The sequence below is a fragment of the Campylobacter concisus genome, assembly GCF_003048775.2.
GTDB lineage: Bacteria > Campylobacterota > Campylobacteria > Campylobacterales > Campylobacteraceae > Campylobacter_A > Campylobacter_A concisus_I.
Genome location: NZ_CP049272.1, coordinates 423,309 through 436,353 on the forward strand (window position 1 = coordinate 423,309; position 13,045 = coordinate 436,353).

General features: G+C 38.4%; 8 protein-coding genes. 6 read left to right on the forward strand and 2 right to left on the reverse strand.

The genetic code is table 11. The features are described 5' to 3' along the window. The first annotated feature begins 406 nt into the window (after positions 1-406). The 5 genes from CVT17_RS02075 (at position 407) to CVT17_RS02095 (ending at position 7,618) form a co-directional block, all read left to right on the forward strand. Positions 407-4,495 carry a hypothetical protein gene (locus tag CVT17_RS02075; protein WP_107858576.1) on the forward strand — a complete coding sequence of 1,363 codons (4,089 nt, stop codon included), beginning with the start codon at positions 407-409 and terminating at the stop codon, positions 4,493-4,495. Positions 4,496-4,594: 99 nt separating this feature from the next. Then, a complete protein-coding gene (locus CVT17_RS02080) occupies positions 4,595-5,188 on the forward strand; it encodes a LemA family protein (RefSeq protein WP_107769738.1) in 594 nt (197 codons plus the stop codon). Further along, complete coding sequence (locus CVT17_RS02085; protein WP_159070449.1) at positions 5,188-6,042, forward strand: TPM domain-containing protein; 855 nt, start codon at positions 5,188-5,190, stop codon at positions 6,040-6,042. The genes CVT17_RS02080 and CVT17_RS02085 overlap by 1 nt, the downstream gene beginning before the upstream one ends. Positions 6,043-6,107: 65 nt before the next feature. Further along, on the forward strand, positions 6,108-6,788 hold the full coding sequence (locus tag CVT17_RS02090; protein ID WP_107769736.1) for an ABC transporter substrate-binding protein: 681 nt from the start codon (positions 6,108-6,110) through the stop codon (positions 6,786-6,788). Between the two features lie 275 nt (positions 6,789-7,063). Continuing rightward, complete coding sequence (locus tag CVT17_RS02095) at positions 7,064-7,618, forward strand: hypothetical protein (RefSeq protein ID WP_196373575.1); 555 nt, start codon at positions 7,064-7,066, stop codon at positions 7,616-7,618. A 45-nt stretch (positions 7,619-7,663) separates the two neighbouring features. Here CVT17_RS02095 and CVT17_RS02100 read toward each other — a convergent pair whose 3' ends face one another. Beyond that, positions 7,664-8,914, reverse strand: coding sequence for a pectate lyase family protein (locus CVT17_RS02100; RefSeq protein ID WP_107769734.1), 1,251 nt, complete (start codon positions 8,912-8,914; stop codon positions 7,664-7,666). Positions 8,915-9,036: 122 nt separating this feature from the next. Then, the gene (locus CVT17_RS02105) at positions 9,037-10,134 is read right to left on the reverse strand and encodes a CinA family protein (protein WP_107858577.1); all 1,098 of its coding nucleotides are present in this window, start codon (positions 10,132-10,134) and stop codon (positions 9,037-9,039) included. Positions 10,135-10,229: 95 nt separating this feature from the next. Here CVT17_RS02105 and ileS point away from each other — a divergent pair, with 95 nt between their 5' ends. Continuing rightward, positions 10,230-12,986 (forward strand): isoleucine--tRNA ligase, encoded by a 2,757-nt coding sequence (gene ileS, locus CVT17_RS02110; protein ID WP_107858578.1) that lies wholly within the window; start codon positions 10,230-10,232, stop codon positions 12,984-12,986. Positions 12,987-13,045: the final 59 nt, after the last annotated feature.

Consider the following 13,045-nt stretch of genomic DNA (forward strand, 5'->3'; position numbering starts at 1 on the left):
TAACGATGGTACTTTAAGTAGGGTTGAGCATGCACGAGATACAAATTTAAACACATCAAAAGTTCTTATTACGATTCCAAATGATGGCACAGTAAGGGCCGGAGATATACTAAATATCACTATAACTAAGCCAGATGGTAATACTGAAAATAAAACAATTCCTATCACTCCAACTATCATAAGCAATGGTTATCAGTTTGATGCACCAATACAGACTGGTAAAATTTCAAAAGTTGATGCAACTATTACAAATTTCCAAGGAAATGTTAGTGGCAGAAGTGAAGATAGCGTAACTTCAAGTGGCTTTAGTGCTCCAGAGGTTAAATTTACAGAAGATAACGGTCCTGATAATAATCTATTAACATATACTGAAAATGCTAAAGATGGCAAATTAAATGAAACTCCAGTGCTTATAACTGTAAAAGATGTGATTGTTGGAGATGTGCTTCACGTGACTTTAACAAAGCCTGATGGTACAACTGAGGTTAGAAATGTATCTATTGATCAAAACATAATAGATAATGGATATAAGATAGATAATATGCCAGTTGAGCACGGTAAGCCTTCAAAAGTAGAAGCTTACGTAGCAGATAGCACAAACACGATGAGAAGTGCAACTGCAAGTGACTCTACTACTCTTGATGTAAAACCGACTTTGACATTTACAGAAGATCAAGACAACAATGGCTATTTATATGATCCAGAAAATAGTCAAGACAATAACTTTAGAAGCACGACAGTAGAGATAACTCTACCAAAAGATGTAGTTATTGGCGATAAGATTGTTATAACTTATACCGATCCACTAACTAAGCAAGATACAACAAAAGAAATTTCTCTTACACAAGAGATGATTGATAGTCAAAAAGTAAATACATCTCTTCCGATATTTCCAGATGTAAGAACATCAGCTAGTGTTCATGTGGTAGATAAAAACAATGTTCGAAAAAGCGAAGAGTCAGATCAAGATAGTGTAATGCCTATTGGCAGAAATTTAGAAATGACATTACCAGAAGAAAAGACTCTTCATGAAATTTCAAGACAAGAAAGTACTGATGACAATGAAGTAAATAAAACCACAGCAAGGATTACTCTGCCAAATAAAATTGATAATGGCGATAAGCTTACGCTAACTATTACTGGACCTGATCCTGATGATCCTGTAAATAATCCTTCTAAAACTTATACAAGAGAATTTACTATACATATGGATAGTAAAGGTGTTGTAACTAGTGTAACAGAAAATGGAACTTCTAATGTTTTAACGCCTATAAAAGCAAGTGATAATCAATATATCATCAATGTTTCTGGTATCCAACTAAAGCATGGAGAAGATACGACTATTAAGGCCAAAGTTACAAATTTAAATCCAAATAGACATACATCTATAAATGAGCCAGAAGTATCGGCTAGTTTAGAGCATGTAAAAAAACCTGAAGTTATCTTTGATGAAGCTGATGGAGCTAAAACTATGACTAGAGAGCAAGCTATCAGCAAAGATGATCTTAATAGCACAACAGTCACTATAAAGCTTCCTAAAAATGCAGTAAGTGGAGATAAACTAACTGTAACTATAAAAGAGCCAAATGAAGCTACTGCTAGAGAAATAAAATACACTATTGGAAAAGATAATAATGGTAAGTTCTTTGTAAAAGATAGCGATGGCAATAAAATAGATACAGAAACAGATGGTAGAAGCTTTAAAATTTCTGGCATTAAAACAGCAACTGGTCTAGAAACTAAAGTAACAGCCGAGATAAAAGATAAAGATGGTATTCAGCATGCAGAAGATACAAGCACGGTTACTATCTCAAATATAAACGATATGGCAGTATATTTCAAAGAGGATGCTGACCGTAACGTATCTTTAACGAGAGCAGAGAGCAAGGACGCGGATGGCGACCTACATAAAACGACAGTAGTAGTAAAAGTGCCAAATAACGTTATAGCTGGCGATGTGGTAACTGTAAAAATAGATAATGGCACTTCACCTAAAACTTATAAGGTTACAGGTAGAGACCCAAGCGGTAAAATCATGCTAGAAGATACTTCTACTCATGCTTCTATAACTGCAAGTGATAAAAATGAGATAGAAATTCCTGGCGTAGAGATCATTGCTGGCAAGACCATCAATGTAACTACTGAGACCACCGATGCAAGTGGCGGCAAGAAAGCCGAAGCTCAAAATCATAATACTCTTGAAAAGCTTCATGAAGACATGGAGATAACTTTTGAAAAAGATACCAATAATGATGGTATTTTGGGCAGCACAGAGGCAACTGGAGCGACTACTATAGCAACTATCAAGCTTCCTTCAAATTTTGTTTTAGGTGATAAATTAATAGTAGAGTCACACAACGAAGACACGCCAAACAATAAAACGACCAAGACATATGAGATAGTAAAAGACAATAACGGCAAATTAATAGCTAAAAATGGTAGTGAAGAGCTTGATATTACCGATGATGCTGACGGCAATAAGGTGGTCAAATACACACTTGGCTTAACAGAAGATCATAAGACTATCATTAATGCCAAGGTTACTGATAATACTGGTGCTGATAAGGTTGAGACAAATAGCGATATTACGCTTGATGCTCAAGGTAGCGGTTCTGGAACAGGCTTTAGGCTATTTATTGATGAGGATAAAGATAGAAACGGAGTTCTAAGTAGAGATGAAGCTATGAAGGATGGAAATTTAAATACTACTTCGGCAACACTTCAAATCCCAACCACTGTAAATAGCGGTGATACTATAAAAGTTAAGGTAAATGGTGGGGCAGAGAAAACTTATACCGTTGCTTCAAATGATGGTACAAACGTTACTATAAAAGATGCAGGTAGCAGCCTTGTCGCACTTGAGCCAGGAAATAAACTAAAAATTTCTGATGTTCATATAGATAAAGATCATCCAGCAGTGGTTGAAGCTACTATAAATGGAGTAACAAAGACAGCTAAAGCTACATTAGAATCAGTAGATACCAAAAATTTAAAGATTGAATTTGTTGAAGATAATGCAAGTAGAGACAATGTAATAGACAGAGATGAAGCTATTTTGGACAATGATATAAAAAAGACAATTATAAGCGTTCAGGTGCCGCATAATGTCACAAATGGTGATAAGATAGCAGTAACTATAAAAGAGCCTAAAGCCGATGGTACTACGGCTGATAGGACAATAAATTACACAGTTTCAAAAACTGCCAATGGTAAAATTTCACTTACAGATGATACTACTCATGTTACTACACAGTTAGCAAACAATACTATAAAAATTCCTGGCGTTGCTATGCTTCCAGGTCGTGAAACTAGTGCAGTAGCTACTATAACAAATGGTGCTGAGACTACAACTAGTAGCGAAGCAAAAGCTAAACTTGCACCTTTAAGTGAAGCGGGATTAAGTGTAAGCATAGTTGCTGACAAAAACGACAATGGCATTATCTCAAGAGATGAGTCAGGTAGTAAAATTTCAAAGGTTCATGTTTCTATCCCAGGAAGTGTTGTAGCTGGTGATAAGATAGATGTCAAGATAACAAATCCTAATGGGTCTATCTTAACTAAACATTATGAAGTTATGGGAAAAGATGTAAATGGAAAAATTACACTTAAAAATTTAGATGATAATTCTCAACAAACACTTGATAGAGATAATCCACTTGATCTCAATGCTACTATCGCAGTTGATAAAGAAACAAAAGCTGAAGTTACTCTAACTGACACATTTGGTGAGAGCAAAACAGTAAGCGATACAGCACATGCTGAAATCGATGCTATAAGAGGCATCATGTTTAATAAAGATATAAAAACCTCAGAAAGTGGTGAGAGATCTACTTCTGTTAAAGTTTATCTTAATGAAGATGCTAGAGATGGAGATAAGGTAGAGTTTAAATACACTGATCCAGACAACCATACACTAACCAAGACTGCAAGACATACTTTATCAGCTGCAGATATAGCAAAAGGCACATTTGATCAAGAGCTTGATATCAATGCAAGATCAGCCTATGATCTAAATATTAAAGCCTCGCTTAAAACTTCAGATGGCTTAGAGTCCAAGTCTTACGAGCCTTATAAACCACTTCATATAGGCGTTGAAAACTATACGGTTAAATTTGACGCAAGTAAAGATATGAAAGGTGGTGAAGGTCATGATACTTTGGTGTTTGATAAGCAAATAGTTGATCTTAGAGGCATTGCTAATCTTGATTCAAAAGTGAAAAGCTTTGAAAACCTTGAGCTTAAAGGAGAAACAAAGATCAAATTTAATGCACAAAACATCCTTGATATCACTGATAATCCTGATACGGTGCTTAAGATAAAAGGTGGTGATGTTGATGCTAATGGCAATAAAATCACAAAAGTTGATCTAGTTCATAAATGGACAGCAGATCATACATATGATACTGCTGGATTTAAAGGCTACACAAGCATAGATCAAATAAATGGAAAAACTATCCATATCCAAATAGACGACAAAATCCACACCGATCTTTAATCCTCAAAATGAGTGCGTAAATTCGCACTCATTTCAAACTCAACTCACATTATTTTTTAAGTCTTGTTTTACTAATATTTGCTCCTTAAAGGAGAAAATATGAAAAATTTAATAGCCGTTATTATAGTTATTGCTGCACTTGCTTTTGGCGCTTTTAAGTATATAAATTCATTTGTTGCACTTGATGAAAATGTAAATGCAAAGTGGTCGCAGGTGTTAAATCAATATAAAAGAAGAGCCGAGCTTGTGCCAAATTTGGTTGAAACTGTAAAAGGCTACGCAGCTCATGAGCAAAAAATTTTTGAAGATGTGGCAAATGCTAGAAGCAAGAGCATGCAAGTAAGCATTGATGCAAGTGGTCTTAGCGATGAAGCTAAGATGAAAGAATTTATGACAGCACAAAGCTCATTTGGTTTGGCACTTGGCAGGCTTATGGCAGTTAGTGAGAACTATCCAGAGTTAAAAGCAAATCAAAATTTCTTATCTCTTCAGAGTCAGCTTGAAGGTACGCAAAACCGCATAAGCGTAGCAATGCATGATTATATCGAAGCTGTAAAAGAGTATAACGTAGCCCTTAGAAGCTTTCCAAATAAATTTATAGCAAGTACTTTTTATCCTGAGCTAAAGCCAAAACAAAATCTTGAAATAAGCAACGAAGAGAAGATCAATCCAAAAGTTTCATTTGAGAAATGATGAAGAAAATTTTTGCTCTTTTATTTTTTACATTTTGCTTTTGTTTTGCCATAAATTTTAATGAGCAGATAAATGACGAGGCTCAAATTTTCTCTAAAAATGAGAAAGCTGAGCTTTTAAGCTTGGTGCAAAATTACGAGCAAAATAGTACGACGCAAATTGCTATCGTGACTCTTAAATCACTAGAAAATAAAAGCATAGAAGAGATCTCTCTTGAGATAGCTAGAGGCTACAAGCTGGGACAAAAACAAAGCAGCAATGGAGTGCTTTTAATAATCGCTCCAAACGAGAGAAAAGTACGTATAGAAGTTGGTTATGGACTTGAAGGCATGCTAACTGACGCTATATCAAGCCAGATCATAAATGATGTGATAGTGCCTAAATTTAAGCAAGGCGATATGGGTGGTGGCGTGATAGAGGGCATAAGAGCCATCATAAAAGTGGCTAGTGGGGAAGAATTTGAAAGTGCGAGTGATGATGAAGAGATACCTTTTGGAATAGTTGCCTTTTTTGCTGGCATGATCTCGTGTTTTATCTCTGGCTTTTTAGGTAAATTTTTTATGCGAGTTGGCTTTAGTGCGTGTTTTGCAGGGCTGATATCTACGGTATTTGAGCAATTTTTTGGCGTGCAAAATTACTTCATTGTCTTTGCCATTGTGTTTGTAATATTTTTTATTATTTTAAAAAATGCCTTTAAAAAAAATACTCAAAGCAAAAATACATATAGTGGCTTCAGACGAGATAGATCAGACTCAAATGGTAGTGGCAGTGGCCATTCAAGCAGTTCAAGAGGTGGTGGCTTTAGTGGCGGCGGAGGCGGTTTTGGCGGAGGCGGAGCAAGTGGCAGCTGGTAAAATTTCATCAAAAATTAGCTTGTAAAGCTCAAATCTTTTAAAATATAAAAAAATTAGGAGCAAAGATGCTAGCTGGTGAGCTGCTTAAAAGCCATTTTGCTAAATTTGATCTAGTGGCAGTGCTTAGTAAATTTTTAGAGCAAAGTCATTTTGATAAAGAAAAATTTGGCCTACTTAAACAAAATAACTTTAAAATTCTAGATAAAAATATAAAGCAAGAGATAGTTGGTACTACTGGTTTTAAAGAGTTTTTTGATAAGAAATTTCAGAGCTTTTTATGCGAGCTTATGCAAAGTAAAGTTTTAATTGTTTCTGGCAAAGAGTATAAATTTAGCGAGCTTGAAATTTATACTTGTTTTGACGCAAATACCTACAAAAGGCAGTGTGAGGCAGGAGAGATTTACTTTCATAACTTTGGCTTTGACATATCTTTTAAAAGCGAGCCATCGCTTTATGGTGGCGTTTTAGTAAGAAGCCTAAAGCCCTTAAACGGGCAAAATTTTATCTTTGGGCCAAGAAAATGTGCCTTGCATATCTTAAATAGCAAAATGAGCAATTTAAACTTTGATCTAAAAGAGGCTGATTTTAGAAAAGATGAGATTACTTTTACGTCACGTATCAGATCATTTGGCGATGAAAACCAGCAAAAAAATGATTGCCTTAGAGCATTTACTGCCGAGTTTGAAAAAGCATTAGAGTTTGATGAAAATTATAAAAAGAGATTAAATGCCTATAAAAAGGGGTGAAATTCATCTACTTATCAGCTTTTGCAGTGAGAAATTTAGCCCAAAAATGCTAGATAAAAAAGATCGCAGAAGAGTAAAAAAATACCCAAATTTAATAAAACAAAACTCATTTAAAATATCTCGCTACTTAAAATTTAAAGCAAAGATGCGAGGTAAAATCTGTCTTTCTCATAAAAAAATATCGCAGCTTTAGCCATTTCAAAAGAAAAGATCGGAGTCAAAGATTTAAAAAAGAAATTTTAGCTCTAAAATCAATGAAGGATTTTAAGAAATTTATGCTTGATGAAAATACAAGTGTGGCTTACGCGAGTGGCTTTGTAAAAGGGGCGCAAAGTGATGAGGTGCTGAAGCGCCACAACGCTTTTAGCCTAAATTTTGCTGACTCGCTAAATGAGAGCCTAACTCAGGCAAAAGAGCTTGCTCTAAAGCTAAAAATAGCAGCGCTTGTGGTAGCATTTTTACTGCTTTGGGTTTATTTTAGTGCGATCATTTCGGTACTTGTGATGGGTGTCATCATCTTTGGCGTGCTTCTTACGATCTTTATCTTTGCCGTTTTTGGCGTAAATTTAAGCATTTTTGGCGTCTTTGGGCTCATCCTTGCAAGCGCTGTGGGGATTGATTACATGATATTTGCGCTAAATGAGAGTCTTAGCGAAAAAGAGCGAATTTATGGGATATTTTGCGCATTTATCACGAGTTTTATCTCGTTTTTTACGCTATCTTTTAGTCAGACTGCCGCTCTTAGCGTATTTGGATTAAGCGTTAGCCTTTGCGTGCTGATATATGGGCTATGCGCTAGCGTTTTATCTTGTAAAAATATAAAAATTTAGTTTGATTTTCATGCCCCAAGTGGCTTGCTTGGGGCTTTGGTGATATTATTTTATGACGGCTAGTTTGCCTGTGCCTGCGTTTTGATTTACCTCGTTTTGGACGCTTGAGGCTTTGAGGAGCTCAAATTTATATGGAGGCTCAAATGGCGGCTTGGTTAGCTTTTCGCAAACGCTGCCTTTTTTTGAAAGGTCTATGTTGCCGCTTTCAAAAATGGTGCCTTTGTTACACTTGTAGCTTATCTTGACGCCATTTGTAAAGTAGTTGTTTTGAGCGTATATTAGTGAGCCAAAGCGCACGCCAATGGCGTATTTTTGGTCATAAAAGCCATCTTTTGAGTCATAAAAGTTGTTATAGACGTGCACCTTTGCATTGCGTGCCATAGGTAGGCGTTGTGCGCAGTTGTCAAAAACGTTATGAGCGACCGTTATAGTCCTTGTTTCGCTGCTGCCGTCAGAGTCTCTTGAGCCAATTAACATCGTTTTGTCATGGTTTTCAAAGATGTTGTGCGAGATCGTGATAGCTGCACTGTCTCCCTTGATATCGCATAGTCCGTCATAGGTTTGCCATTTAGTAAGCTCTCCGCCTGCTAAATGCACATGACCAAGCTCGACCGTGTCCTTAAAATGGCAGTGATCTACCCAGATGTTTTTGCTTGATTCTATGCTGACGCCGTCATATTGCGCATTAAAGCCGTCATTTTTTTGTATATCTGGAAATGGATCAAAAGCATCTTCGATCTTCATATTGCGGATCGCGATATTTTGGACATTTTTTAACAAAAGCGAGCCGCCTTTTATGCCTGAGTTTTCGCCTAAGCCGATTATTGTGGTGTTACTAGCTACCGGCACTACGATGAGCTTTTTGTACTCGTTGGCTAAATTTTTGCGAAGCGCTGCTAACTTTGGATCTTGCGAACCGTCTAAATTTGCACGGCATGAGGTGCCGTAAGCCTGCATAAATTTGGCATAAGAGCTAAACTCGCCACCGCTAATCTCGCTTACAAATTTATCCAACCCCTCGCTCTTGCTATTTTGCGGGATATTACCTTCGCTAAGGTCTATGAGGCCATCCACATAGATTACGTAACCACCCATTTGAGCGTATTTTACGAGCTCTTGCCTATCTTTTACGACGACTTCTTTGCTCTCTTTGCCGGCGTATCCGCCAAAATTTTGCTCTGCTCCAACGCTAGCGTAACCAAAGGGCGAGTCGCTTGCTTTTATCTCGCCCGCTTGTGTCTCAGCACCAAATGCAAATAACGAAGAAACGGCTAGAAACAATATCTTTTTAAACATCTTTAGCCTCCCAAATTTGGCTTTTTATTTTTGATCTTCTGCTAGAAAATCGCTGCCGAATTTTATTTTGGCTCATTAAATTTAGCGTAAGACTTTTATAAATTTTTAGTAAAAGCGAAATTTTACGCGAAAAATATCTCGCTTTTTAGACGAAGTAGGCATAGATAGGCACTTAGCACGCTTTGCTCTCTAACGTAGTTGCGCTCCCCTTTTAAAAGTAGCCTCTCAACCTCGATGTTGCCGTTTCTATCGCCAGCTGCGACATATACCGTGCCAACTGGCTTGCTAGCTGTGCCACCACCTGGTCCTGTTATACCGCTAATAGCAAGCGCGAAGTCCGCATTTGTCGTGCTTAGCGTACCTTTTATCATCGCTTTTACGCAAGGCTCGCTCACGGCTCCGTAAGTATCTAAAATCTCATCCTCAACGCCTAGCCACTCGTGTTTTATGTGGTTTGCATAAGTCACCAATGAGCCATCAAAGCTAGCCGAGATGCCGCCATATCTTGCAAATTTAGCCGCCGCAAGCCCAGCCGTGCAAGACTCAGCAAATGAAATTTTAAGCCCCTTTTGCATGAGCTTTTTTGCTACAAATTTGATCACATCTTTTTGCGGGATAAATTTTTGCGAAAATAGCGTTTTTACACCTTGTAAAAAGCTCTCGATCTGACCAAATTTGTTGCTTTTTGCTCTTACTAGTATTAAATTTGGCAGGATCTGCGCAAGAGTGATATCGACCTCATAAGTTTTAGCAAGTGGCAGCATAAGGATCTTCGCGCTATCTGCGTCGATGTCTATTAGATGAAAGTAGCTAAAATCAGGCTCATACTCGGTGAGAAACTCGCCCAGTTCTTCATTTGGATTAGCTTTTATGAGATTTATCTGAGCGTTATTTAGGCTGGCTAAAAAGCTATTTTTAGAGTAGTCTAAGCTATCTTTAAGCGCAAGGGTCGTGCTATCTTTTAGCTCGAGCGAGCCCCCAGTTAGCGTCGCTACGATCTTTGCAGCGATGGCAAAATTTTCATCTGAGCCAAAAATGCTTACAAAGTCGTAATCTTTTGATAAATTTTCGATGATAAAAGGTAGCTCTTTGCTATTTTTGGGAGCAAAACTGACCACTCCAAGCTCGCCAAAATGATCCTCGTAACTTTGAAAAATGTAGTTTAGAAATTCTCTATTTATCTCAAGATCTTCGCCTATTATCAAGATACTTTGTCTCATTTTTAAGCTCCTTTTTTTGCCTCATTATACTATTTTTCAGTGTGATTTAACCAGCACAGGTGTAAAATTAGCAAATTTTAAAATCAAGGTAAAAAATGGACTACAAAGAGACACTTTTACTCCCAGAGACAAATTTCCCGATGCGCGGAAATCTCCCACAAAATGAACCGCAAAGACTAAAATCATGGTACGAAGAGCGCAAGGTTTATGAAAAAATGAAGAAAAATCGCCAAAATGCGGTTAAAAACTTCAACATCCACGACGGCCCTCCGTATGCAAACGGCCACCTACACATCGGTCACGCGTTAAATAAAATTTTAAAAGATATCATCACAAAAACGCACTATTTTTGCGGTGAAAACGTCCGCTACGTGCCAGGCTGGGACTGCCACGGCTTACCTATCGAGCAGCAAGTCGAAGTAAAGCTTGGCGATAAGAAAAAAGAGCTTAGCAAGGTCGAGATCAGGGAGCTTTGCAGGCAGCACGCGAGAGAATTTATAGACATTCAGCGAAATGAATTTAAAAGCCTTGGCATCATCGGCGACTTTGAAAATCCATACATGACGATGAAATTTGAGTTTGAGGCTGACATCTACAAAGCGCTTTGCGAGATCGCTAAAAAAGGCCTTTTGGTTGAAAGAAGCAAGCCAGTTTATTGGAGCTGGGCGGCTAGATCGGCGCTAGCTGAAGCTGAGGTTGAGTACGAGGAGAAAGAGGACTACTCTATTTACGTAGCATTTGAGCTTGATGGCGACGCGCTAGAAAAGCTTGGCGTAAAAGAGGCAAGCGCTGTCATCTGGACGACCACGCCTTGGACACTTCCAGCAAATCAAGCCATAAGCCTAAAACCAGATGAAATTTATGTGCTAACAGCTGAAAATTTGATCTTTGCAAAGCCACTACTTGAAAGCGTTGTGCAAAGCGGTCTAAGCAAGGGTGAGATCAAAAAAGAGTTTAAATCAAGCCTGCTTGAAAACACTCACGCGATAAATCCACTAAACGGCAGAAAGTCGCGATTTTTACTAGGTGATCACGTTATGATGGATGGTGGTACTGGACTTGTTCATACAGCTCCAGGACACGGCGAGGACGACTACTACGTCTGCTTGAAATATGGCTTTAGTGAAATTTTGATGCCAGTTGATGATGGCGGCTGCTACGATGAGAGCCTAAAACATCACGGATTATTTAGAAGTGACGTGGTAGACGAGTTTGTAGGTATGCACATCTTTAAAGCAAATGAGAAAATTTTAGAGCTACTTGGCAAAAATTTACTTAGCGTCTCTAAATTTAGACACTCTTATCCATTCTGCTGGAGAACGCATAAGCCTGTCATTTATAGAGCCACAAAGCAGTGGTTTATAGCTATGGATGAGGCAAAACTAGGCGGAAAAACGCTTAGACAAACAGCGCTAAAAGAGCTTGAAAAGGTTAAATTTTACCCAAGCGTTGGCGTAAAAAGAATAGGCTCAATGATAGAAAATCGCCCAGACTGGTGTATCTCTCGTCAGCGTGACTGGGGCGTGCCGATCGCATTTTTCAGAGATAAAGCGACAAAAGAAGTTATATTTGATAGTGAAATTTTAGACCACATCGTGTCTATCTTTAAAGAAAAAGGCGCTGATGCGTGGTGGGCGCTAAGCATAGACGAGCTTTTGCCAAAAGGCTCAAAATATAAGGCTGAAAATTTAGAAAAAGTGATGGACATCCTTGATGTTTGGTTTGATAGTGGCTCGACATGGCATGCGGTCTTGCAAAGCGACAACTACGACGCTGGCAAATACCCTTCAAGTATGTATCTAGAGGGCTCAGACCAGCACAGAGGCTGGTTCCAAAGTTCGCTTCTAGTAAGCACAGCTGTAAATTCTCACGCACCTTATGAAAGCATATTAACTCACGGCTTTACTGTCGATGCTAAGGGCGAGAAGATGAGCAAGAGTAAGGGCAACGTCATCGCTCCACAAGATGTGGCTAAGACTCACGGCGTGGAAATTTTACGCCTTTGGGTTGGCATGAGTGATTATTCAAGCGATTTAAAAATAAGCGAAGATATATTAAAACAAATCAGCGAGCAATACCGCAAAATTCGCAATACGATCCGCTTTTTACTAGCAAACGTAAATGACCTTGAGATCTTAAAAACGGATTTTAACATCCTTGATAAGTGGATCTTAGCACGCGCTAAAAAAGTCTTTGATGAGGCGAGCGCTTGCTTTAGAAACTACGACTTTTCAAAGGGTTTTAACATCCTTTTAAATTTCCTATCAGCCGATCTTAGCGGCGTATATCTTGACGTTTGCAAAGATAGACTCTACTGCGACGCAAAAGATGCTCCAAGAAGAAGGTCGGCTCAAAGCGCAATGGCGATCATCACAAAAACACTACTTCCACTCATCGCTCCAACGCTTACTTACACCGTTGATGAGGTGATGGATTATGCTCCAAAGATCATCAAAGGCGAGGCAAAAGACGCGTTTGATCTAGTCTATGAGCCAATCAAATTTGATCTTAGCTTTGAAGATGAGCTGCTTTTTGCCAGCAGGGAGAAATTTAACGAGATCGTGGACGTTCTTAAAAAGGACAAAAAGATAAAATCAACTCTAGAGCTAAGCCTAGAGACAACAAGCCACAGTATCACAGGCTACGACGAGCGCGAAGTGGCCGATCTTTACATGGTAAGCTCAGTTAAAGCTTACGATGATAGCGAGCCGTTAGCTGAGTTTGAGCTGGAGGGTGATAAATTTAAGATCATAGCAAGTAACCTTCACAAATGCCCAAGATGCTGGAAATTTAACGCTAGCAAAGAAGATGCGCTATGCCCAAGATGCGAAGAGGTCATAAGTGCTAAGTGAGCCAGTAAGCGCAACTATCATAATAGCAACGATCGCTGCGGTGGTCGTTGTTAGCTTGT

What these genes read in the sequence shown, in the direction of transcription:
- CVT17_RS02080 (WP_107769738.1), top strand. Translation starts at nt 4,595, where the DNA reads ATGAAAAATTTAATAGCCGTTATTATAGTTATTGCTGCACTTGCTTTT.
- CVT17_RS02085 (WP_159070449.1), top strand. Translation starts at nt 5,188, where the DNA reads ATGAAGAAAATTTTTGCTCTTTTATTTTTTACATTTTGCTTTTGTTTT.
- CVT17_RS02090 (WP_107769736.1), top strand. Translation starts at nt 6,108, where the DNA reads ATGCTAGCTGGTGAGCTGCTTAAAAGCCATTTTGCTAAATTTGATCTA.
- CVT17_RS02095 (WP_196373575.1), top strand. Translation starts at nt 7,064, where the DNA reads ATGCTTGATGAAAATACAAGTGTGGCTTACGCGAGTGGCTTTGTAAAA.
- CVT17_RS02100 (WP_107769734.1), bottom strand. Translation starts at nt 8,914, where the DNA reads ATGTTTAAAAAGATATTGTTTCTAGCCGTTTCTTCGTTATTTGCATTT.
- CVT17_RS02105 (WP_107858577.1), bottom strand. Translation starts at nt 10,134, where the DNA reads ATGAGACAAAGTATCTTGATAATAGGCGAAGATCTTGAGATAAATAGA.
- ileS (WP_107858578.1), top strand. Translation starts at nt 10,230, where the DNA reads ATGGACTACAAAGAGACACTTTTACTCCCAGAGACAAATTTCCCGATG.